This window comes from Pseudonocardia sp. C8, assembly GCF_014267175.1.
GTDB lineage: Bacteria > Actinomycetota > Actinomycetes > Mycobacteriales > Pseudonocardiaceae > Pseudonocardia.
This window is the reverse complement of record NZ_JACMTR010000002.1, coordinates 4,041,401-4,061,708: the sequence shown is the minus strand read 5'-3', so window position 1 is coordinate 4,061,708 and position 20,308 is coordinate 4,041,401. Positions and strand designations below refer to the sequence as shown.

Annotated in this window: 21 protein-coding genes and 1 riboswitch; of the genes, 14 read left to right on the top strand and 7 right to left on the bottom strand. The window is 74.1% G+C overall.

Going from position 1 to position 20,308, the window contains the following annotated elements; all coding sequences use genetic code 11:
- Positions 1 to 195 precede the first annotated feature (195 nt).
- Genes H7X46_RS19350 through H7X46_RS19330 form a run of 5 tightly spaced genes read right to left on the bottom strand, consistent with a single transcriptional unit; the run spans position 196 to position 4,996 of the window.
- Positions 196 to 1,512 (bottom strand): sulfate adenylyltransferase subunit 1, encoded by a 1,317-nt coding sequence (locus H7X46_RS19350; RefSeq protein ID WP_186360743.1) that lies wholly within the window; start codon positions 1,510 to 1,512, stop codon positions 196 to 198.
- Complete coding sequence (gene cysD / locus H7X46_RS19345) at positions 1,512 to 2,426, bottom strand: sulfate adenylyltransferase subunit CysD (RefSeq protein ID WP_186360742.1); 915 nt, start codon at positions 2,424 to 2,426, stop codon at positions 1,512 to 1,514. Before cysD ends, H7X46_RS19350 begins: the two co-directional genes overlap by 1 nt.
- A gap of 28 nt (positions 2,427 to 2,454) precedes the next feature.
- Complete coding sequence (locus H7X46_RS19340) at positions 2,455 to 3,159, bottom strand: phosphoadenylyl-sulfate reductase (RefSeq protein ID WP_186360741.1); 705 nt, start codon at positions 3,157 to 3,159, stop codon at positions 2,455 to 2,457.
- Positions 3,156 to 3,332 (bottom strand): Insertion element protein, encoded by a 177-nt coding sequence (locus H7X46_RS19335; RefSeq protein WP_186360740.1) that lies wholly within the window; start codon positions 3,330 to 3,332, stop codon positions 3,156 to 3,158. Before H7X46_RS19335 ends, H7X46_RS19340 begins: the two co-directional genes overlap by 4 nt.
- On the bottom strand, positions 3,329 to 4,996 hold the full coding sequence (locus H7X46_RS19330; protein WP_186360739.1) for a nitrite/sulfite reductase: 1,668 nt from the start codon (positions 4,994 to 4,996) through the stop codon (positions 3,329 to 3,331). Before H7X46_RS19330 ends, H7X46_RS19335 begins: the two co-directional genes overlap by 4 nt.
- Positions 4,997 to 5,291: 295 nt before the next feature.
- Here H7X46_RS19330 and hemW point away from each other — a divergent pair, with 295 nt between their 5' ends.
- The 14 genes from hemW to H7X46_RS19260 all read left to right on the top strand — a co-directional run bounded on the left by hemW (position 5,292) and on the right by H7X46_RS19260 (position 19,402).
- Positions 5,292 to 6,488, top strand: a complete 1,197-nt coding sequence (hemW, locus tag H7X46_RS19325) for a radical SAM family heme chaperone HemW (RefSeq protein ID WP_186362773.1) — start codon at positions 5,292 to 5,294, stop codon at positions 6,486 to 6,488.
- 112 nt (positions 6,489 to 6,600) lie between these two features.
- A complete protein-coding gene (hrcA, locus tag H7X46_RS19320) occupies positions 6,601 to 7,620 on the top strand; it encodes a heat-inducible transcriptional repressor HrcA (RefSeq protein WP_186360738.1) in 1,020 nt (339 codons plus the stop codon).
- Positions 7,621 to 7,712: 92 nt separating this feature from the next.
- Complete coding sequence (dnaJ, locus tag H7X46_RS19315) at positions 7,713 to 8,882, top strand: molecular chaperone DnaJ (protein ID WP_186360737.1); 1,170 nt, start codon at positions 7,713 to 7,715, stop codon at positions 8,880 to 8,882.
- Positions 8,883 to 8,919: 37 nt separating this feature from the next.
- On the top strand, positions 8,920 to 9,693 hold the full coding sequence (locus H7X46_RS19310; RefSeq protein ID WP_186360736.1) for a 16S rRNA (uracil(1498)-N(3))-methyltransferase: 774 nt from the start codon (positions 8,920 to 8,922) through the stop codon (positions 9,691 to 9,693).
- Positions 9,694 to 9,800: 107 nt separating this feature from the next.
- Positions 9,801 to 10,877, top strand: coding sequence for a PhoH family protein (locus H7X46_RS19305; protein ID WP_255426709.1), 1,077 nt, complete (start codon positions 9,801 to 9,803; stop codon positions 10,875 to 10,877).
- 67 nt (positions 10,878 to 10,944) lie between these two features.
- The gene (gene ybeY / locus H7X46_RS19300; RefSeq protein WP_186360734.1) at positions 10,945 to 11,490 is read left to right on the top strand and encodes an rRNA maturation RNase YbeY; all 546 of its coding nucleotides are present in this window, start codon (positions 10,945 to 10,947) and stop codon (positions 11,488 to 11,490) included.
- Between the two features lie 28 nt (positions 11,491 to 11,518).
- The gene (locus H7X46_RS19295) at positions 11,519 to 12,925 is read left to right on the top strand and encodes a hemolysin family protein (protein ID WP_186360733.1); all 1,407 of its coding nucleotides are present in this window, start codon (positions 11,519 to 11,521) and stop codon (positions 12,923 to 12,925) included.
- 71 nt (positions 12,926 to 12,996) lie between these two features.
- Positions 12,997 to 14,250: an L-2-hydroxyglutarate oxidase gene (gene lhgO, locus H7X46_RS19290; protein ID WP_186360732.1), complete on the top strand. Its 1,254-nt coding sequence runs from the start codon at positions 12,997 to 12,999 to the stop codon at positions 14,248 to 14,250.
- Entirely contained in the window at positions 14,247 to 15,164 is a 918-nt protein-coding gene (gene era, locus H7X46_RS19285; RefSeq protein WP_370588861.1) for a GTPase Era, read from the top strand. The genes lhgO and era overlap by 4 nt, the downstream gene beginning before the upstream one ends.
- Positions 15,165 to 15,184: 20 nt before the next feature.
- Positions 15,185 to 15,994 (top strand): DNA repair protein RecO, encoded by an 810-nt coding sequence (gene recO / locus H7X46_RS19280; protein ID WP_186360731.1) that lies wholly within the window; start codon positions 15,185 to 15,187, stop codon positions 15,992 to 15,994.
- 2 nt (positions 15,995 to 15,996) lie between these two features.
- Positions 15,997 to 16,374 (top strand): hypothetical protein, encoded by a 378-nt coding sequence (locus tag H7X46_RS19275; protein WP_186360730.1) that lies wholly within the window; start codon positions 15,997 to 15,999, stop codon positions 16,372 to 16,374.
- 51 nt (positions 16,375 to 16,425) lie between these two features.
- Positions 16,426 to 17,331, top strand: coding sequence for an isoprenyl transferase (locus H7X46_RS19270; protein ID WP_370588860.1), 906 nt, complete (start codon positions 16,426 to 16,428; stop codon positions 17,329 to 17,331).
- Positions 17,328 to 17,744 carry a hypothetical protein gene (locus tag H7X46_RS19265; protein WP_370588859.1) on the top strand — a complete coding sequence of 139 codons (417 nt, stop codon included), beginning with the start codon at positions 17,328 to 17,330 and terminating at the stop codon, positions 17,742 to 17,744. The genes H7X46_RS19270 and H7X46_RS19265 overlap by 4 nt, the downstream gene beginning before the upstream one ends.
- 116 nt (positions 17,745 to 17,860) lie before the next feature.
- Positions 17,861 to 17,975: riboswitch (SAM riboswitch) on the top strand.
- A 47-nt stretch (positions 17,976 to 18,022) separates the two neighbouring features.
- Positions 18,023 to 19,402, top strand: coding sequence for an aminotransferase class V-fold PLP-dependent enzyme (locus tag H7X46_RS19260; RefSeq protein ID WP_186360729.1), 1,380 nt, complete (start codon positions 18,023 to 18,025; stop codon positions 19,400 to 19,402).
- Position 19,403: 1 nt separating this feature from the next.
- Here the strand turns inward: H7X46_RS19260 and H7X46_RS19255 are convergent, their stop codons facing one another.
- Positions 19,404 to 19,853 carry a Fur family transcriptional regulator gene (locus H7X46_RS19255; RefSeq protein ID WP_370588858.1) on the bottom strand — a complete coding sequence of 150 codons (450 nt, stop codon included), beginning with the start codon at positions 19,851 to 19,853 and terminating at the stop codon, positions 19,404 to 19,406.
- Positions 19,850 to 20,215: a helix-turn-helix transcriptional regulator gene (locus H7X46_RS19250; protein WP_186360728.1), complete on the bottom strand. Its 366-nt coding sequence runs from the start codon at positions 20,213 to 20,215 to the stop codon at positions 19,850 to 19,852. The genes H7X46_RS19255 and H7X46_RS19250 overlap by 4 nt, the downstream gene beginning before the upstream one ends.
- Positions 20,216 to 20,308 lie beyond the last annotated feature (93 nt).

Genomic DNA, 20,308 nt, shown 5'->3' with positions numbered 1-20,308 from the left:
CGTGCCGCGCGTTCGAGTGGCGCGCGTCTCGCGTGCCGGCGTGCCGGCGTGCCGGCTGTCGCGTGCTGCGAGCCGCGTGCCGGTTGCCGCGAGACGCGAGCCGCGTGCCGGCTGTCACGTGTCGCACCCCCGTACGACGCGCGGCCCCGCCTCCCGAACCGGGAGGCGGGGCCGCACGGTGGTCGTCCGCGACGGTCAGATCGCGGCGGGCACGGATGCGAGCGGATCCCCGACCAGCCCGGCCGCGAGCGTGTTGCCGGTCGGCGGGTCGATGAGCACGAACCCACCGGTCGTCCGGATCCGGGCGTACGGGTCGACCGGCAACGGGTCCGCGACCCGCAGCGACACCCGTCCGATGTCGTTGATCGCCAGCTCGTCCGGGGCGTCGATGTAGGACACCGTCTCGGTGTCCAGCCGGGAGGTCAGCGCACCGACGATCACTTGGGTGGTGCGGGTGCCGTGCTTGAGCAGCAGCCGCGCCCCGGGCGCCAGCGGCTTCTCGTGAAGCCAGCACAGGGTCGCGTCGAGCTCGGAGGTGACCTCCGGCGGGTCGGCCGCGGCGGCGATCATCGCGCCGCGCGGGGCGTCGATGTCGTCGGCCAGCAGTACGGTGACGCTGAGCCCGGCCCCGGCACCGTCGAGCGGACCGTCGGCCGTGCGGACCTCGGAGACCGTGGTGCGGTGCCCCTCCGGGAGGACGACGACCTCGTCCCCGGGCCGCACGGTGCCGGACGCGACCTGGCCGGCGTAGCCCCGGTAGTCGTGCAGGTCGTCCCCCGCCGCGCCGGCGGCGGCCCGCGGGCGGATCACGTACTGCACCGGCAGCCGGAACGGCGCCTCGGCGTCCGGCCCCTCGACCGGCACCGACTCGAGGTGCTCGAGCAGGGTCGGGCCCTCGTACCAGGGGGTCTCGTCGCTGCGGGTGGCGACGTTGTCGCCGACCAGCGCCGAGACCGGGATGACCTGGACGGCGTCGTCGGCGAAGCCCAGCGAGCGGGTCAGCTCGACGAACTCCTTGCCGATGCCGGCGATCTTGGCCTCGTCGTAGTCGATGAGGTCGATCTTGTTGATCGCGAGGACCAGCCGCGGCACCCGCAGCAGCGACAGCACCGCGGCGTGCCGCCGGGTCTGCGCGACGACGCCGTTGCGGGCGTCGACCAGCAGCACCGCGAGCTCGGCCGTGGAGGCGCCGGTGACGGTGTTACGGGTGTACTGCACGTGCCCGGGGGTGTCGGCGAGGACGAACTCCCGGGACGGCGTGCCGAAGTAGCGGTAGGCGACGTCGATGGTGATGCCCTGCTCGCGCTCGGCGCGCAGGCCGTCGACGAGCAGCGACAGGTCGGGCGTGGTCATGCCCTTGTCGACCGAGGCGCGCTCGACGGCCTCGATCTGGTCGGCGAGCACCGACTTGGTGTCGTAGAGCAGCCTGCCGACCAGTGTGGACTTGCCGTCGTCCACGGAACCTGCGGTGGCGAACCGCAGGAGGTCGCGGGGCTGGGCCGAGTCGACCATCAGAAGTAGCCCTCCTTCTTGCGGTCCTCCATGGCGGCCTCGGACAGCCGGTCGTCGGCCCGGGTGGCGCCGCGCTCGGTGAGCCGGGACGCGGTCACCTCGGCGATCACCTCGTCCAGGGTGGACGCCGTCGACTCGACGGCGCCGGTGCACGAGCCGTCGCCGACGGTCCGGTACCGCACGGACCTCCGCTCGAGGGTCTCCCCGTCGCGCGGGCCGCCCCACGGGCCCTCGGCCAGCCACATGCCGTCGCGGCGGAAGACCTCGCGCTCGTGCGCGTAGTAGATCGACGGCAGCTCGATGTTCTCGCGCTTGATGTAGCGCCAGACGTCCAGCTCGGTCCAGTTCGAGATCGGGAACACGCGGACGTGCTCGCCGGGCGCGTGCCGTCCGTTGTAGAGGTTCCACAGCTCCGGGCGCTGCTTGCGCGGGTCCCAGCGGCCGAACGCGTCGCGCAGGCTCATGATGCGTTCCTTGGCCCGGGCGCGCTCCTCGTCGCGGCGCCCGCCGCCGAACACGGCGTCGAAGCGGTGCTCGGCGATCGCGTCCAGCAGGGGCTGGGTCTGCAGCGGGTTGCGGGTGCCGTCGGCGCGCTCGACCAGCCGGCCGTCGGCCAGGTAGTCCTCGACCCGGGCCACCTCGAGCCGAAGGTTCAGCCGGGCGGCGAGGGAGTCCCGGAACTCGATGACCTCGGGGTAGTTGTGCCCGGTGTCGACGTGCAGCAGCGGGAACGGCACCGGGGCCGGGGCGAACGCCTTGACGGCCAGGTGCACCAGCAGGGTGGAGTCCTTGCCGCCGGAGAACAGGATCACCGGGCGGTCGAACTCGCCGGCGACCTCGCGGAAGACGTGGATCGCCTCCGACTCGAGCGCGTCGAGGGCGTCGAGCGCAGGGGACTGCGCGGGCGCGGTCACGGGTGCTCCTTCGTGGGGGTCGGCGCGGTCATGCGTGCAGCCCGCACTCGGTCTTGGCCCGCCCGGCCCAGCGGCCGGAACGCGGATCCTCGCCGGGCTGGGGCTTCGCGGTGCAGGGCGCGCAGCCGATGCTCGGGTAGCCGGCGTCGACGAGCGGGTTCACCAGGATCCCGTGCTCGGCGATGTAGGCGTGCATGTCCTCGTCGCTCCAGGCCGCGATCGGGTTGATCTTGACCAGGCCGAACTTGTCGTCGTAGGTGATCAGCGGGGTGTTCGCCCGGGTCGGGGCCTCCACCCGGCGCACGCCGGTCACCCACGCGTCGTAGCCGGACAGGGTCCGCTGCAGCGGGACGACCTTGCGCAGCGCGCAGCAACGGTCCGGCTCGCGGGCGAACAGATCCTTGCCGTACTCGGCGTCCTGCTCGGCGACGGTCTGCTCGGCGGCCGCGTTGACGATCGTCAGCTCGGGGTAGACGGCGTCGACCGCGTCCCGGGTTCCGATCGTCTCGGCGAAGTGGTAGCCGGTCTCCAGGAAGAGGATCTCGACGTCCGGCTTCGCCCGGTAGGCCAGGTCGACCAGCACGGCGTCCTGCATGTTGGACGCGACGATCAGCCGGTCGCCGAAGGTCTCCGCGGCCCACGCGAGCAGCTGCTCGGCGGTCGCGTCCGGGCCCAGCTCCGCCGCACCGCGCTCGGCCGTGGCGCGCAGGTCGGTCTCGAGGGCAACGCTCATGATTCCGCTCCGGAGGTCTCGGGGACGCCGATCCCGACGAACGTCACGACGAACGTCCGCAGGCAGCCGGCGCACCACCACGCGGCGCCGGGGACCCGTTCGGACCGTTCGGCCGGCCGGATGTCCTCCTCGCCGCAGTACGGGCAGTAGAACGGCGCGGCGCGCTCGCTCATTTCAGGTCCGCCTCGTCGGCACGCAGCACCCACTGGGCGAACCGCTCGCCCTCGGTGCGCTGCTCGGCGAACCGCCGCACGACCCGCTCGACGTACTCGCCCAGCTCGGCGCTGGTGACCTTGAGCCCGCGCAGCTTGCGGCCGAACCCCGAGTCGAGGCCGAGCCCGCCGCCGAGGTGCACCTGGAAGCCCTCGACCTGGTTGCCGTCGGCGTCGAGCACGATCTGGCCCTTCAGGCCGATGTCGGCGACCTGGGTGCGGGCGCAGGCATTCGGGCAGCCGTTGAGGTGCAGCGAGATCGGCACGTCCGGGACGATGTCGGCGAGTCGCTTCTCGAGGTCCTCGACCAGCCGGATCGCGCGCTCCTTGGTCTCGACGATCGCGAGCTTGCAGAACTCGATGCCGGTGCAGGCCATCGTGGACCGGCGCCAGGTCGAGGGCTCCGCGGGCAGGCCGAGCTTGTTGAGGTCCTCGATGAGGCCGTCCAGCTTGTCGTCGGCCACGTCCAGCACGACGATCTTCTGGTACGGGGTGAACCGGATCCGGTCCGACCCGGCGCGCTCGGCGGCGTCCGCGACGGCGACCAGCGTGGTGCCCGAGACCCGGCCGGACGGCGGGGCGACGCCGACGTAGTTCCGGCCGTCCTTCTGCCGGAACACGCCCACGTGGTCGATCGGGCGCTCGGGGATCTCCGGGGCCGGGCCGTCGATCATCTTCCGGCCCAGGTACTCGTCCTCCATCACCTGGCGGAACTTCTCGGGGCCCCAGTCGGCGATGAGGAACTTGATCCGGGCGCGGTTGCGCAGCCTGCGGTAGCCGTAGTCCCGGAAGACCCGGGTGACGGCGAGCCACACCTCGGGCACCTCGTCGAGCGGGACCCACACGCCCAGCCGCTGCGCGAGCTTCGGGTTGGTGGACAGCCCGCCGCCGACCCACAGGTCGAACCCGGGGCCGTGCTCGGGGTGCTCGACACCGACGAACGAGACGTCGTTGACCTCGTGCGCGACGTCCTGCTGCCAGGAGATCGCGGTCTTGAACTTGCGGGGCAGGTTCGAGAGCTCCGGGTCCCCGATGTAGCGGCGGACGATCTCGTCGATCGCCGGGGTGGGGTCGACCACCTCGGCGTCGGCGACACCGGCGACCGGCGAACCGAGCACGACGCGCGGGCAGTCCCCGCACGCCTCGGTGGTCTGCATGCCCAGACCCTCGAGCTTGTCCCAGATCGCGGGGACGTCCTCGATGCGGATCCAGTGGTACTGGATGTTCTCCCGATCGGTGACGTCGGCGGTGTCGCGGGCGTAGGTCTGCGAGACCTCGCCGAGCGCGCGGAGCTGCGCGACGGAGACGGCGCCGCCGTCGAGGCGGACGCGCATCATGAAGTACTCGTCCTCGAGCTCCTCGGGCTCGAGCGCGGCGGTGCGGCCGCCGTCGATACCGGGCCGGCGCTGGGTGTACAGGCCCCACCAGCGCATCCGGCCGCGCAGGTCCTGGGGGTCGATCGAGCCGAACCCGCGCGTGGAGTACACGTTCTCGATGCGGGCCCGGACGTTGAGCGGGTTGTCGTCCTTCTTGAACCGCTCGTTGGGGTTCAGCGGCTCGCGGTGGCCGAGCTTCCACTGGCCCTGGCCGCGTACACGGCCGGGGGCAGTCTTCGAGGGCGCCATGTGGTGGGTGCTCCGGGAGAGGTCGGGACCAGGACACGGTCCGGCCCCGGGCAGGGCGGACCGCGGCCCGGAGAAGGAGGTACAGGCCGGTCGGTCAGCGACGACGGCGACAGAGCGCGCTGCGGGTCCGGTTCAGGTCCACGTGGCGGCGGGCCACGAGGCGGAGACGGAGCGCGTGCACGCCGACCAGCTTCGCACGGTGTCCGGACGGGAGCCAAAGACCGGCTCGGATACTGGGATCGGGGTCACGAAGGTCCGGACGTTCACCGGTGCCGGCCCCCGGTTCCCCCGGACGCTGGCACACTCGGCGGACGTGACAGCCGTACCTCCGGCCTTCGGGATCTACGTCCACGTGCCGTTCTGCGCCACCCGGTGCGGCTACTGCGACTTCAACACCTACACCGCCTCCGAGCTCGCGGGCGACGCCGCGTCGCCGGACGGCTGGCTGGCAGCCGCCCGGAAGGAGATCGCGCTGGCCGCGCGGACGGTCGGCGACCGCACGGTGGACACCGTGTTCGTCGGCGGCGGGACGCCGTCGCTGCTCGGGGCCGACCGGCTGTCCGCGGTGCTGGCCGCGATCCGGTCCGAGCTCCCCGTCGCGCCGGACTGCGAGGTGACCACCGAGTCCAACCCCGAGTCGACCTCGCCGGCGTTCTTCGAGCGCCTGCGGGCCGGCGGCTACACCCGCGTCTCGCTCGGCATGCAGTCCGCGGCCCCGCACGTCCTCGCCGTCCTCGACCGCACCCACACGCCCGGCCGCGCGGTGGCGGCCGCCCGCGAGGCCCGGGCGGCCGGGTTCGGCCACGTCAACCTGGACCTCATCTACGCGACGCCGGGGGAGACCGACGACGACCTCCGCCGCTCCGCGGACGCCGTGCTCGAGGCCGGTGTCGACCACGTCTCGGCGTACTCCCTGATCGTCGAGGACGGCACCGCGCTGGCCCGCCGCGTGCGCCGCGGCGAGCTGCCCGCCCCGGACGACGACGTGGCCGCCGCCCGCTACGAGATCCTCGACCGGCGCCTGCACGAGGCCGGGCTGCGCTGGTACGAGGTGTCCAACTGGTCGTCGCCCGGCGCCGAGTGCCGGCACAACCTGGGCTACTGGCGCGACGGCGACTGGTGGGGCGTCGGCCCGGGCGCGCACTCGCACCTGGCCGGGAGCCGCTGGTGGAACGTCAAGCACCCGGCCCGCTGGGCCGGCCTGCTCGCCGCGGACGCGTCCCCCGAGGCGGGGCGCGAGGAGCTGACCGCCGCCCAGCAGCACACCGAGCGGGTCATGCTGCGGCTGCGGCTGGCCGACGGGATGCCGCTGGACCTGCTGGACGGCGGCGGGCGGGCCGCCGCGGGCCGCGCCGTCGCCGAGGGGCTGCTCGAGGCCGGCGCGCACGCCGCCGGCCGCGCGGTGCTGACCGGCCGGGGCCGGCTGCTGGCCGACCGGGTGGTGACCGATCTCCTCCTCGCCGAGGACGAGCCGGTCGGCGCGCCCCGCTGACGCCCGCCACCCCCTGGCGCGGCCCGCGCGACCCGGCCGCCGGGCGGGCACGGCGCATAGACTGGGAGGGACACGCCAGGTGAGTCCGACGCGCCGGGGAGGTACAGCGGAGATGAACGCCGACGAGCGCCGGTTCGCGGTGCTGCGGGCCATCGTCGCCGACTACGTGGCCACCCAGGAGCCGGTCGGGTCGAAGGCGCTCGTCGACCGGCACAACCTCGGCGTGTCGAGCGCGACAGTGCGCAACGACATGGCCGTGCTGGAGGAGGACGGGCTCATCGCCCAGCCGCACACCAGCGCCGGCCGGATCCCCACCGACAAGGGCTACCGCCAGTTCGTGGACCGGATCTCGCAGGTCAAACCGCTGTCGGCGGCGGAGAGGCGGGCGGTGCAGACCTTCCTGGAGGGCGCGGTCGACCTCGATGACGTGCTGCGCCGCTCGGTGCGGCTGCTGGCGCAGCTGACCCGGCAGGTGGCCGTCGTCCAGTACCCGACGCTGACCCGCTCCACGGTGCGGCACCTGGAGGTCGTGCAGCTGACCCCGGCCCGGCTCATGCTCGTGCTGATCACCGACACCGGCCGGGTGGACCAGCGGGTGGTGGACCTCGGCGACGTGCTCGACGAGGCCGACGTCGTCCGGCTGCGGGACGTCCTGGGCGGCGCGCTGAACGGGCGGAAGCTCGCCGAGGCGTCCGCCGCCGTCGCCGAGCTGCCCGAGACCGGCCCGGACGACCTGCGCGGGGCGCTGACCCAGGTCGCGACCGTGCTGATCGAGACCCTGGTCGAGCACCCCGAGGAGCGGATGGTGCTCGGCGGCACCGCGAACCTCACCCGCAGCCACGCCGACTTCCCCGGCTCGCTGCGCCAGGTGCTCGAGGCGCTGGAGGAGCAGGTGGTCGTGATGCGGCTGCTCGCCGCGTCCCAGGAGTCCGGCCTGGTCACCGTGCGGATCGGCGAGGAGAACGAGGCCGAGGACCTGCGGACGGCATCCGTCGTCACGGTCGGGTACGGGTCCGGTACACCCCTCGGGGGAATGGGGGTCGTCGGACCGACCCGGATGGACTACCCGGGCACCATCTCGGCGGTGCATGCGGTCGCCCGATACGTGGGTGAGATCCTGACCGGGCGCTAGGAAGCCGCTGAGCCGACGATGAGCCGACACTGAACCGAACACCCGCGCCACGGGCAGTGGTGCGTCGATGGACCTAGAGGACGAGAAGCCAGGTGGCACGCGACTACTACGGGATCCTGGGCGTCGAACGCGGCGCCGACGCTGCGGAGATCAAGCGGGCGTACCGCAAGCTCGCCCGCGAGCTGCATCCGGACGTCAACCCGGACGCCGGCGCCCAGGAACGCTTCCGCGAGGTCAGCGCGGCCTACGAGGTGCTGACCGACCCGGAGAAGCGCCGGATCGTGGATCTCGGCGGGGACCCGCTGGACCCGCGCGGCGGGGGCGGCGGAGCCGGCGACCCGTTCGCCGGGTTCGGCGGCTTCAGCGACATCATGGACGCCTTCTTCGGCGGGGCGGGCCCCGGCGGCGGGCGGGGGCGCGGCCCCCGCAGCCGGGTGCAGCCCGGCGCCGACGCGCTGATCCGGATGGAGCTGACGCTGGAGGAGTGCGCCGCCGGCGTGCACCGCGACCTCACCGTGGACACCGCCGTGCTGTGCACCCAGTGCCAGGGATCCGGGTGCGCGGAGGGCACCCACCCGGCCGCCTGCGACACCTGCGGCGGGTCCGGTGAGATCCAGAGCGTGCAGCGGTCGTTCCTCGGCCAGGTCGTCACGGCCCGCCCGTGCCCGGCCTGCCGCGGGTTCGGCGAGGTCATCCCGGACCCCTGCCGGCAGTGCGCCGGCGACGGACGGGTCCGCTCCCGCCGCACCGTGTCCGTGAAGATCCCGGCCGGCGTCGCCGAGGGCATGCGGGTGCGGCTCGCCGGGCAGGGCGAGGTCGGCGCGGGCGGCGGCCCGGCCGGTGACCTCTACGTCGAGGTCGAGGAGGCCCCGCACGAGGTCTTCACCCGGGACGGCTCCGACCTGCACTGCACGCTGCCGCTGCCGATGACGGCCGCCGCGCTGGGCACCACCCTGCCGCTGACCCTGCTCGACGGCACCGTGCAGGAGTTCGACATCGAGCCCGGCACCCAGAACGGCACCGTCCGCACGCTGCGTGGCAAGGGCATGCCCCGGCTGCGCTCGACCGGCCGGGTCGACGGCCACGGCGACCTGCTCGTGCACATCGAGGTGACCGTGCCGACGAAGCTGGACAAGGAGCAGACCGAGCTGCTGCGCCAGCTCGCGCGGCTGCGCGGCGAGGAGCAGCCGGACCTGGTCGGCGGGGCCCGCAACGGGCACGGCCTGTTCTCCCGGATCCGCGACACCTGGGGCGGGCGGTGACGACCGCGTCCCGCCGGAGACGCGCGCTTCTGCCGTCGTGACCACCGCCCCGCTGTTCCTGGTCGACGACGTCGCGACGCTGCCCGCGCCCGGCGGCGAGACGCTGCTGGACGGCCCGGAGGGGCGGCACGCCGCGACCGTGCGCCGGCTCCGGCCGGGCGAGGCCCTGGTGCTCTCCGACGGCCGGGGTGGGCTCGCGCACGCGGAGGCGGTCGCCGTCGCCGGCCGGGACGCGCTGTCGGTCCGGCTGACCGCGGTCACCCGCGTGCCCCCGCCCGCGGTGCGGGTCGTCGTCGCGCAGGCGCTGGTCAAGGGCGATCGCGGCGAGCTGGCCGTCGAGACCGCGACCGAGGCCGGCGCCGACGGGTTCCTGCCCTGGAAGGCGGCGCGCTGCGTGGCCCGCTGGGACGACGGCCCGCGCGGCGCCAAGGCGCTCGCCCGGTGGCGCTCGACGGTCCGCGAGGCCGCCAAGCAGGCCCGCCGCCCGTGGCAGCCCGAGGTCGGCGAGCCGGTGACCACGGCCCAGCTCGCCCGGCGCGTCGCCGGCGCCGACCGGGCGCTGGTCCTGCACGAGTCCGCGGAGCCCGGGCTCGCCGAGGTCGGCCTCCCGGACGCCGGTGAGGTGCTGCTCGCGGTCGGCCCGGAGGGCGGCGTCGACGACCACGAGCTCGGCCTGCTCACCGAGGCCGGCGCGGTCCCCGTGCGGATGGGCCCGGAGGTGCTGCGTGCCTCGACCGCGGCCTGCGTGGCGCTCGGCGCCCTCGCCGTGCGCACCGGCCGCTGGACGCGCGCGGCCGGAATCGACGGGTGAGCCGCGGTGTTGCACGGGTACCATGCCGACGCCCGGCATTTCCGACCCTGAGGTAGGCGAACACAGTCTTGACCGGCACCGAACCCGGCTCCGAAACCCGGACCGACCTGCGGTCCGACGCAGATCCGGGCGGGACCGTCCGGTCGACGATGGCAGTGCCGGACACCGCCCTGCTCGCCCTGCTCGGCTCCCGTGACGAGAGCCTGCGCGCCGCCGAGGACGAGCTCAGCGCCGACGTGCACGTGCGCGGCAACGAGCTGACGCTCTCCGGGGACCCGGCGGAGGTCGCGTTCGCCGAGCGCGTCTTCGCCGAGCTCATCACCCTGGCCGGCCGCGGTCAGCTGGTCGGCGCGGACACGGTGCGGCGCACCGTGCAGATGCTCTCGGCGGAGGGCACGGCCGAGGCCGGCCGCCTCGGCGAGTCCCCGGCCGAGGTGCTGAGCCTCGACATCCTGTCCCGGCGCGGCAAGACCATCCGGCCCAAGACGCTCAACCAGAAGCGCTACGTCGACTCCATCGACGCGCACACGATCGTGTTCGGGATCGGCCCGGCCGGTACCGGCAAGACCTACCTGGCGATGGCCAAGGCCGTCCAGGCGCTGCAGGCCAAGCAGGTCACCCGGATCATCCTGACCCGCCCGGCGGTCGAGGCGGGGGAGCGGCTCGGCTACCTGCCGGGCACGCTGTTCGAGAAGATCGACCCGTACCTGCGGCCGCTGTACGACGCGCTGCACGACATGATCGACCCGGAGACGATCCCGAAGCTGATGGCGGCCGGGACGATCGAGGTCGCGCCGCTGGCCTACATGCGGGGACGGACGCTCAACGACGCGTTCATCATCCTCGACGAGGCGCAGAACACGACGCCCGAGCAGATGAAGATGTTCCTCACCCGGCTCGGCTTCGGTTCGAAGATCGTGGTGACCGGTGACATCACCCAGGTCGACCTGCCCGGCAACTCCCGGTCCGGGCTCGCCGTCGTGCAGGAGATCCTGGACGGCGTCGACGACGTGCACTTCGCCGAGCTCGACAGCGCCGACGTCGTCCGGCACCGGCTGGTCACTGACATCGTGGACGCCTACGCCCGGTTCGACGCCGTCGCCAATCGCCGCGCGGCGATGAACGCCGGTACCGGTGCGCCGCGCAACGGTCCGCAGGCCCGGCAGGGCGGGCGCCGCCGCTGAGGTCGGTGCCCCCGTCTACGCTGGTCCGCGACCAGACCGAACGAGACAGGCAGGACGGCGGCGACGGGTGAGCATCGAGGTCGTCAACGAGTCCGGGATCGCGATCGACGAGGCACAGATCGGGTCGGTCGCCCGGTACGCGCTGGACGCGATGAAGGTGAACCCGGCTGCGGAGCTGGCGATCACGGCCATCCCGCTGGACGCGATGGAGGAGCTGCACGTCCGCTGGATGGACGAGCCCGGCCCCACCGACGTCATGGCGTTCCCGATGGACTCGCTCGCCGAGGACGGGCGGCGCCCCGACGCCCCCGACCTGGGCCCGGCCCTGCTGGGCGACGTCGTCCTCTGCCCGGCGTTCGCCCGCGACCAGGCCCGCAAGGCCGGGCACACCCTGGCCGACGAGCTCCACCTGCTGACCGTGCACGGCATCCTGCACCTGCTCGGCTACGACCACCTGGAGCCCGAGGACGAGCGCGAGATGTTCGCGCTGCAGAACCGCCTGCTGGTGCGCTGGCGCGAGGACCGGGCCCGGGCCCGCGCCCGGGATGCCCAGCGGCGCAGTGACGACCGCCTGCTCGGAGCCGCCGGCTTCGAGGAGGAACCCGGCCGGTGACGTCGCACCCGGATCGCGCGGAGGAGACGTGAGCACCACCTGGCTGATCGTCTCCACGGTCCTGCTCGTCCTGGTCGCCGGGATCTTCGCCGCCGCCGACTCGGCCCTGATGTCGATCTCGCGGGCCCGGGTGGACGCGGTCGTGCGGGCCGGGCGCGCCGGTGGCCGGGCGCTCGCCGCGGTCGTCGCGGACCGGCCGCGGCACGTCAACCTGCTGATGCTGCTGCGGGTGACCTGCGAGACCGTCGCCGTGATCCTGCTGGCGGTGGCGCTCGCGCCGGCGTTCTCCGCACCCTGGATCGGGCTCACGCTGACCGGTGTGATCATGGTGCTGGCCAGCTACGTGCTGATCGGGGTCGGCCCGCGCACGCTGGGCCGCCAGCACCCGTACCGGATCGGGCTGGCGCTGGCCGGGCCGGTCCGGGCACTGGGCACCGTGCTGTCGCCGCTGTCGAAGCTGCTGATCCTGCTCGGCAACGCGATCACCCCCGGCCCCGGGTTCCGGGACGGCCCGTTCTCCACCGAGGTCGAGCTGCGTGAGCTCGTCGACATGGCCAGCAATCGCGGGGTCGTCGACGAGGGCGAGCGCAAGATGATCCACTCGGTGTTCGAGCTGGGCGAGACCCCGGTCCGGGAGATCATGGTGCCGCGGCCGGACGTGATCTGGGCCGAGCGGGACACCCCGGTGGACAAGGTGCTGCGGCTGGCGCTCAAGAGCGGCTACTCGCGGATCCCGGTGCTCGGCGAGGGCATCGACGACGTCATCGGCATCGCCTACCTCAAGGATCTGGTCCGGGCCCGGGACGACACCCAGTTCCGCGGCGCGCCCCCGAAGTCGCTGCTGGAGATCATCCGGCCGGCGGCGTTCGTGCCGGACTCCAAGCGCAGCGACGAGCTGATGCGCGAGATGCAGCGCAGCCGCAACCACATGGCCGTCGTCGTCGACGAGTACGGCGGCACCGCCGGGGTGGTGACGATCGAGGACATCCTCGAGGAGATCGTCGGTGAGATCACCGACGAGTACGACACCGAGGAGGTCCCCGAGGTCGTCGAGGCGCCGGACGGGGCGTTCCGGGTCGCGGCGCGGCTGCCCGTGGAGGACCTGCAGGAGCTGTTCGCCGGCCGCTTCCGCGACACCCCGCGGGAGGACGACCTGCGCGAGGCGCTGGAGTCCGCGGACGTCGACACGGTCGGCGGCCTGCTGGCCCAGCGGCTCGGGAAGGTCCCCCTGCCCGGCGCGACCGCCGACCTCGACGACCTGCTGCGGCTGCAGGGCGAGGGCGGCAAGGACGCGCGCGGCCGCATCCGGATCACGTCGGTGCTGGTCAGTCCGCTGCAGCCGGCCGAGACCGACGGCACCGACGATGCGGCCGGCGCGGCGCCCGACCCGTCCGCGGACGACGCCACCGAGCACGCCCGCGCCGAACGAAGCTGACCCACCGCTCCCCGCGGGAGCACGACGAGCTGGAGAACGGTCCCGGGCACGGGGCCGGAGGAGGATGACCGATGGCAGGAAGTGACCGTCCCGCCGGGGGACTGCCCGCGACACCGTCCTACGACCTCGTGGTCGTCGGCGGCGGGATCGTCGGGCTGGCCACCGCGTACGCCGCGACGGCGAACGGGCTGAGCGTCGCCGTCGTCGAGCGGGAGCCGCGGCTGGCGAACCACCAGACGGGCAACAACTCCAACGTCATCCACTCGGGCCTCTACTACGCGCCGGGCGGCTACAAGGCCCGCCTCGCGGTGGCCGGGTGCGCCGAGACCGTCGCGTTCTGCCGCGAGCACGACCTGCCGCACCAGGTGTGCGGCAAGCTCGTCGTCGCGACCGAGCCGGAGGAGCTGCCCCGGCTCGACGAGCTGGCCCGCCGCGGCACCGCCAACGGCGTCGAGAACCACCGGCTCGACGAGCACGGCATCGCCGAGTACGAGCCGGACGTCCGCGGCCTCGCCGCGCTGTGGGTGCCCTCGACCGGCATCTGCGACTACCGCGCGATCGCCGAGAAGCTCGGCGAGCTGGTCGAGAAGGACGGCGGCGAGGTGCACCTGGGCCGCAGCGTCACCGGGTTCGCCCGGCGGCCCTCGGACGTGGTCGTGCGCACCGACGCCGGTGACCTGCTCGGCACCCGGGTCGTGGTCTGCGGCGGGCTGCGCTGCGACGAGCTCGCCCGGCTCGCCGGCGCCGACCCCGGCGTGCGGATCATCCCGTTCCGCGGCGAGTACTCCGGGTTCTCCGAACGGGCCGCGTCGCTGGTCCGCGGGCTGATCTACCCGGTGCCGGACCCGGCGTTCCCGTTCCTCGGGGTGCACGCCACCCGCGGCATCGACGGCCACGTGCACGCCGGCCCGAACGCCGTCCTGGCGATGGCCCGCGAAGGCTACGACTGGAGGACGATCAAGCCGAAGGAGCTGCTCGGGACCCTCACCTACCCGGGCATGCTCAAGGTCGCCCAGCGGCACTGGCGCTACGGCATCGGCGAGGTGCAGCGCTCGCTGTCGCGCAAGGCCATGGTCCGCCAGATCCAGCGGATGCTGCCCGACGTGCGGGCCGAGGACCTGCACCCGGCCGGCGCGGGCGTCCGCGCCCAGGCGGTGAAGGCCGACGGCACCCTGGTCGACGACTTCCTGTTCCTCGACCAGCCGGGCCCGGACGGCGCGGGCCGGGCCGGCTCGATCCTGCACGTGCTCAACGCGCCGTCCCCGGCGGCGACCGCGGCGCTGCCGATCGGGCGCGAGATCCTGGGCCGGCTGGGCGCGGCGTGACCGGCACCGGGGTGGGCGGGCACGACCCCGACGGCTTCCGGTCCGGGTTCGCCTGCTTCGTCGGGCGGCCCAACGCCGGCAAGTCCACCCTGACCAACGCCCTGGTCGGCCAGAAGATCGCGATCACGTCGTCGCGGCCGCAGACCACGCGGCACGCGATCCGCGGCATCGTGCACCGCGACGACGCGCAGATCGTGCTGGTCGACACCCCCGGGCTGCACCGGCCGCGTACCCTGCTCGGGTCCCGGCTCAACGACCTGGTCCGGGAGACGTGGGCCGAGGTCGACGTCGTCGGGTTCTGCGTGCCGGCCGACGAGAAGGTCGGCCGGGGCGACCGGTTCATCGCCGACGAGCTGCGCAAGGTCGCCGCGCACACCCCGGTGATCGCGGTCGTCACCAAGACCGACCTCGCGCGGCCGGAGCAGGTGGCCGAGCGGCTCGCCGAGGTCGCCGCGCTGATGGACTTCACCGAGGTCGTGCCGACCTCGGCGCGGTCCGGGTTCCAGGTGGCGCTGCTGGCGGACCTGCTGGTCGCGCAGCTGCCGGAGGGCCCGCAGCTCTACCCGGACGGCGACCTCACCGACGAGCCCGAGGAGACCCTGATCGCCGAGCTCGTCCGCGAGGCGGCGCTGGAGGGCGTGCGGGACGAGCTGCCGCACTCGATCGCCGTCGTCGTCGAGGAGATGATCGAGAAGGAGAACCTCCTCGAGATCCACGCGATCATCTTCGTCGAGCGGACGTCGCAGAAGGGCATCGTGATCGGCCGCGGCGGCGCGCGGCTCAAGCAGGTCGGGTCGGACGCCCGCCGGCAGATCGAGAAGCTGCTGGGCACCCGGGTGTACCTCGACCTGCACGTGAAGATCGCGGAGAACTGGCAGCGGGACCCCAAGCAGCTGCGCAAGCTGGGCTTCTGAGGACGTTCTAGGCTGGGTGGATGGCCCAGCTCTACCGCGACACCGGCATGGTGCTGCGCGTGCAGAAGCTCGGCGAGGCCGACCGGATCATCACGCTGCTGACCAAGCAGCGCGGCAAGATCCGGGTGGTGGCCAAGGGCGTCCGACGGACCCGGTCGCGGTGGGGTGCGCGGCTGGAGCCGTTCAACCACGTCGACGTCCAGTGCTACACCGGCCGCACGCTCGACGTCGTCACCCAGGCCCAGACCGTCGACGCGTTCGCGCCCGCCGTCGTCGCCGACTGGTCGGCCTACTCGTGCGGTTGCGCGATCCTGGAGACCGCCGACCGGCTGGTGTCCGAGGAGGGGGAGCCGGCGCTGCGGGTGTACCTGCTGCTGCTGGGCGCGACCCGGGCGCTGGCCGACGGCGTCCGCGAGCCGGCGCTGGTGCTCGACGCGTTCCTGCTGCGGGCGATGAGCCACGCCGGGTGGGCGCCGTCGCTGTCGGACTGCGCCCGCTGCGCGACCCCGGGGCCGCACCGGGCGTTCACCGTCGCCGGGGGCGGGATGGTGTGCCCGCGGTGCCGGCCGCCCGGCTCGGTCACCCCGGCCGCCGAGACGGTCGCGCTGCTGGAGGCCCTGCTGCACGGCGACTGGGCCACCGCGGACGCGTCCGGCGCGCCGACCCGCCGCGAGGCCAGCGGGCTGGTGGCGGCGCACCTGCAGTGGCACCTGGAGCGGCAGCTGCGCTCGCTGCCGCTCGTGGACCGCCGCTCCGCCCGGCGGGCCGCGGCGGGGGCTCGTTACGATCCCGTGATCGAGGGGACCCCCAGCCCGTCGACGGAGAGGTAGTCGTGAACCGACCTCACACCCCGCGCGACGGTGGCGGCCGGACCGAGCCCACCCGCAGGCTCCCCGCCCCCACCGAGCAGATCCCGGTCCCGCCCACCCAGCAGATCCCGGTGCGGACCGAGGTGCTCCCCGAGTCCCCGCCCGACGGCCCGACCCGCGCCATACGCCAGGTCCGGGCCCGCACCGAGAACGGCGAGTGGCCGGCCATCCCGATGCTCCCGGTGATCCGCCCGGAGGAGTCCGACCCGATCTCCGAGGCCGACCGGGTGCAGGGGCACCGCGGCATGCGGTCGCTGCGGGAGACGATCGCACGCCTCGAGGACCCGGACGTGCCGGCCTGGCCGGAGCGGGAGGAGCCCGACGAGCGCTTCCGGATCTGAGCGCGGACCCTCGCGCACGGTGCGGGGCGGGCGCGGACGTAGGGTGAGGACGTGCCGTTCCAGCCACCCCCGCCGCACCCGTCCGGCGCGCGGCCGCCGGCCGTCCCGCCGGAGCTGGTGCCGCGTCACATCGCCCTCGTGATGGACGGCAACGGCCGCTGGGCCAACGCCCGCGGGCTGCCCCGCACGGAGGGCCACAAGCGGGGCGAGGCGTCCCTGATGGACGTCGCCCGCGGCTGCATCGACGTCGGCGTGCAGTGGCTGTCGGCGTACGCGTTCTCCACCGAGAACTGGCGGCGCAGCCCGGACGAGGTCCGGTTCCTGATGGGCTTCAACCGCGACGTCATCCGCCGCCGGGTGGACGAGATGCACGCGATGGGCGTGCGGGTCCGGTGGGCCGGCCGGCGTCCGCGGCTCTGGCGTTCGGTGATCAAGGAGCTCGAGGTCGCCGAGGAGAAGACGAAGCACAACGACGTCCTCAACCTGACCATGTGCGTGAACTACGGCGGCCGGGCCGAGATCGTCGACTCGGTCCGCCAGATCGCCCGGCTGGCCGCCGAGGGCCGGATCAACCCCGACCGGATCGACGAGCGGATGCTGGCCCGCCACCTCGACGAGCCGGACATGCCCGACGTCGACCTGTTCGTGCGGTCGTCCGGGGAGCAGCGGACGTCGAACTTCCTGCTCTGGCAGAGCGCCTACGCCGAGATGGTCTTCCTGGACACGCTGTTCCCGGACTTCGACCGCCGGCACATCTGGCAGGCCATCGAGATCTACGCGCGGCGGGACCGGCGGTTCGGTGGGGCTTCCGAGCGGAGCGCAGGCGGAGCGAGCATCGATACCGAGCGGAGCGCAGGCGGAGCGAGCGTCGATACCGAGCGGAGCGCAGGCGGAGCGAGCATCGATACCGAGCGGAGCGCAGGCATGGACACCGGCGCTGCGGGGGTCAGCTCGTGACCACCGACGTGATCGCCGGGATGCTGGATACCGCGCGCGGTGCGCTGGAGCGCTTCCACGACGTCCAGGTCGACGACGACGGGGCGCTCACCTTCGCCCACGGCGGCGTGCTGTGCGTGGTCCAGGGCACCGAGCTGGAGGAAGGCCTGCCGGTCCTCAACATCACCTGCGTGGTCGCGTGGGACCTGCCGGTCGCCGACGACCCGGGCCACGACGTCCCGCACCGGGTCGGGCTCGGCGTCGGCGAGGGCCTGTTCGGCACCCCGCGGGTGGTGCGCGGCGAGCGTGGCTGGGACGTGACGCTGCGCTACGCGTTCCCGGCCAGCGGGCTGGACGAGCAGCCGATGGGGACGCTGCTGATGCTCGTGGTGTCGTCGGCGTCGAGCATGCGCGCGGAGCTGGTGGACGGCTGATGCACGGCGGTCGCTGACGCTCACCGCTTCCAGCTCCTCCCGCACGGGACCGGGACGATCTGTGACGCAGACCTCGCCGGGGCGGCGGCCGGGTCGTGCTAGCGTCTTCGCCCGAAGGTCACGAGTGCCAGCGTGAAGCCCCGGCTTGCTGGCCGGCAACCCTCCTCCGCGGTGGGGTGCCCCGGGTGATGACCGGGCCGCCGCGACACCCGCGGCCGGCAAGCGCGGATCCGGGCCGTAGCGAGCGCGCCGGATCCCTGAGATCCGGAGGCCGGATCATGACCGCTGTCCTGCTGCAGGACGCCGTCCGCACCACCGCCGCCCGTGCCACCGCGCTGCCGCGCGTGGTGGGTGCCGAGCTGACCGTCCCGCTCGTCGACGGCACCCGGGTCCGCTACTGCGACCTCGACTCCGCGGCGTCGGCGCCGGCGCTGGAGGCCGTCGCCGCGCACGTCGCCGAGGTGTTGCCGTACTACGGCAGCGTGCACCGTGGCGCCGGCTGGACCTCCCGGGTCTGCACGTCGCTGGTGGAGAGCGCCCGGGCCGACGTCGCCCGCTTCGTCCGGGCCCGGCCGGACGACTGCGTCGTGTTCACCCGCAACACCACCGACGCGCTCGGCCTGCTCGCCCGGGCGGTGCCGGGCCCGGTCGTCACCCTGGACCTGGAGCACCACGCGACGCTGCTGGCCTGGCGCGACGGCGAGCACCGGGTCGTCCGCGCCGCCCGGACGATCACCGCGACCCTGGACGCGCTGCGCGCCGAGCTGGCCGCCCGGCCGGACGCGGCCCTGGTCGCGGTGACCGGGGCGTCCAACGTGACCGGGGAGCTGCTGCCGGTCGCGCGGATCGTGGAGATCGCGCACGCCGCGGGCGCCCGGGTGTGCGTGGACGCCGCGCAGCTCGCCCCGCACCGCCGCGTCGACCTCGCCGGGTGGGGAGCCAACTACGTCGCGCTGTCCGGGCACAAGCTCTACGCGCCGTACGGCGCCGGCGCCCTCGTCGGGCGCCGGGACTGGCTGGACGCCGCGGAGCCGCACGTGGCAGGCGGCGGCGCGGTCCGCGCGGTGACCGTCGAGGACGGGCGCGCCGGGACGGCGTGGCTGCCCGCGCCGCAGCGGCACGAGGGCGGCACGCCGAACGTGCTGGGCGCGGCCGCGCTGGGCGCCGCGTGCCGGGCGCTCGACCCGATCGTCGACGACGTCGTGCCCGCGCACGAGCGGGAGCTGGCGGCCCGGCTGCACGCCGGTCTGGCGCGCGTGCCCGGGCTGCGGGTCCTGTCCTGCTTCGCCACCGACCCCGGCGAGGCCGCCGACCGGACCGCGACCGTGTCGTTCGTCCTCGACGACCTGCCGTCCGGGCTGGTCGCGGCGGCGCTGTCGGCCGAGCACGGCATCGGGGTGCGCGACGGCCGGTTCTGCGCGCACCCGCTGCTGGAGCGGCTCACCGGCGGGCGGGACGCGGTCCGGGTCAGCCTGGGCCTGCGCACCACCGCCGACGACGTCGACCGGCTGGTCACCGCGCTGAACCGGCTGGTCCGGCGTGGTCCGGAGTGGACGTACGCGATCGTCGGCGGGCGGTGGTCACCCACCCCCGACCCGCGCCCGGCGGACCCGTTCGGGCTGGGGGAGACCGCAGGTCCCGCGGGCTGCGACCGCTGAGTCAGGCGTCCCGGGCCGCGGTGCAGTTCCCGCACAGCCCGAAGATCTCGCAGGTGTGCGACAGGTCGGTGTAGCCGTGCTGGTCGGCGACCGACTGGGCCCACGACTCGACGGCGGGCCCCTCGATCTCGACGGCGGCGCCGCACCGCCGGCACACCAGGTGATGGTGGTGGTGCTCGGTCTCGCACCGCCGGTAGACGGCCTCGCCGGACGCCGTGCGCAGCACGTCGACCTCGCCGCCGTCGGCGAGGGTCTGCAGGGTTCGGTAGACCGTGGTGAGCCCGATGCCCTCCCCCGCCCGGCGGAGCTCCTCGTGGATCTCCTGGGCCGAGCGGAAGTCCTCGATCCGGTCGAGCAGCGCGGTCACGGCGGCCCGCTGCCGGGTCGCCCGGATCCCGCGCGGCCCGGCCGTGGACCGCGCCGGTCCGTCCTGCACCGCCTGATCGGTCACGTCTCCTCCTCCACGTGTGCCACGGCGTCCACCACGATGTGGGCGAGATGGTCGTCCACCAGCGAGTACCGCACCTCGCGGCCCTTGCGCTCGCCCTCGACGACCCCGGCCGCCTTCAGCACCCGCAGGTGCTGGCTGATCAGCGGCTGGGTGACGCCGAGCGCGTCGACCAGGTCGTGCACGCAGCGGGAGTGTTCCAGGAGCTGCAGCACGATCGCGATCCGGACCGGCGCCGCCAGCGCGCGCAGCAGGTCACCGGCCGCGGCCAGGGTGCGCTGGTCGCGGACCGGGCCGGGTGCGGGCGCCGGAGGGTGGTCCCCGGCGCGGTCGTCGGGGGCACGGGTCTCCGCCGCGGCTGACATGTCGTGACCGTCCCGTCCCCGGGGGCGGCGGCCACACCCCCGGCACCGTCTCGAGCCGTGCCGGCCGCACCCGTCATGGTAGGCGTGTTCGTT